Origin of the sequence: Frankia canadensis, assembly GCF_900197875.1 — a bacterium.
GTDB lineage: Bacteria > Actinomycetota > Actinomycetes > Frankiales > Frankiaceae > Frankia > Frankia canadensis.
This window is the reverse complement of sequence record NZ_FZMO01000436.1, coordinates 1-1,319: the sequence shown is the minus strand read 5'-3', so window position 1 is coordinate 1,319 and position 1,319 is coordinate 1. Positions and strand designations below refer to the sequence as shown.

At 79.7% G+C, this 1,319-nt stretch carries 1 protein-coding gene; it reads left to right on the top strand.

Annotated elements, in window-relative coordinates; translation table 11 throughout:
* Window positions 1–36 precede the first annotated feature (36 nt).
* Window positions 37–1,319 (top strand): hypothetical protein (locus C1A33_RS25530; protein ID WP_207770499.1); only part of this gene is annotated, 1,283 nt, incomplete at its 3' end.

The window sequence follows — 1,319 nt, the reverse complement described above, 5'->3', positions numbered from 1 at the left end:
GCCCCCGGCCGTCCGCACGCGCATCCGGGTTACCCGGTGCACGATCACGGGCCGGGACTGCCCGCGACGGCGCAGCACCGCGCCGCCTACGGCCACCGCCACGACATCACCGGCGCGGTGGTGCCCGCCGAGCCGCCCGCCGCGGGATCGGCCACCGGCGCGGAGCCCGTGGCCGACGGCGGATCGGCGCGGGAGGCGGGCCGGGCCGGCGAGGCGGCCGAGGTGGCGGCGAGCGGCGCCGTCGCGGTTCCCGCGGCCCGCCGCGACGGGGCCGGCACGCCCTCGGTCGGCGACGTCCTCGGCCTGCGAGGGGTGCGGCGCGCCGCCGTCATCACCGTCGGCATGGCCCTGCTGATGGGACTGCTGGTCTGGCTGTACGGCACGTCGGTGACCAGCCTGCGGCCCCGGAACCTGCCGATCCTCACCGTGGGCACGGAACCCGCGGCGACGGCGCTGGCCGACCAGATCAGCCGGGTCGAGCCCGGCGCCCTGTCCGTGCGCACCGTGCCGGACGTCGCCGCCGCCGACCGGGCGCTGCGCGACCGCGACGCCTACGCGGCGATCGTCATCGGCGACGACGGGCTGACCCTGCGCGTCGCGTCGGCGGCGAGCCCCGCGGTCACCGAGGCGATCACCCGGGGCATCCGGGTGTTCATGCCCGGCCTGGAGATCCCGGTCGTCGACGTCGTCCCGAACGCGCCCCGCGACCAGGGTGGTGGCGGGCTCGCCGCCGGCTACCTGCCGCTGGTGCTCGTCATCGTCGCCGCCGCGGTGCTGCTGACCCGGCTGGTGCGCTCGCGGGCGGTGCGCCTGGCCGGCATCGCCGCGCTGTCGGTGCTGTGCGGGTTCGCGGGCGCCGTGGCGCTGCGCGGCGCGCTGCACGTCCTGCCGGGGTCGTTCCTGACGACGATGGCGGTGGTGACGCTGCTGACCCTCGCGGTGGCCGCCCCCGTCGTCGGCGCCGGGGCGGTCGCCGGGACGGCGGGCCTGGTCGGCGTCGTGCTCGTCGTCGTCGTCGGTGCGGCGCTGTCGGCCGCGGCGAGCGCGCCGGAGATGCTGCCGCGGCCCTGGGGGGGCATCGGTCAGTTCGCGCCGCCCGGCGCGGGTTCGACGCTGCTGCGCTCGACGTCCTACTTCGCCGGCGCCGGCGGCGGCCGGCCGGTGGCCGTGCTGGCCGGGTGGCTGCTGGTCGGGCTGTGGCTGGCGTTCGTGGGCGAGGGCGGCGCGTCGGCGCCGAGCGGCACGCCCGGCGACCGGCTGCGGCCCGCCGCCCCGGCGCCGCCTCCCACCGCGCCGCGCCCGGCCGGCCTGTCCCAGCC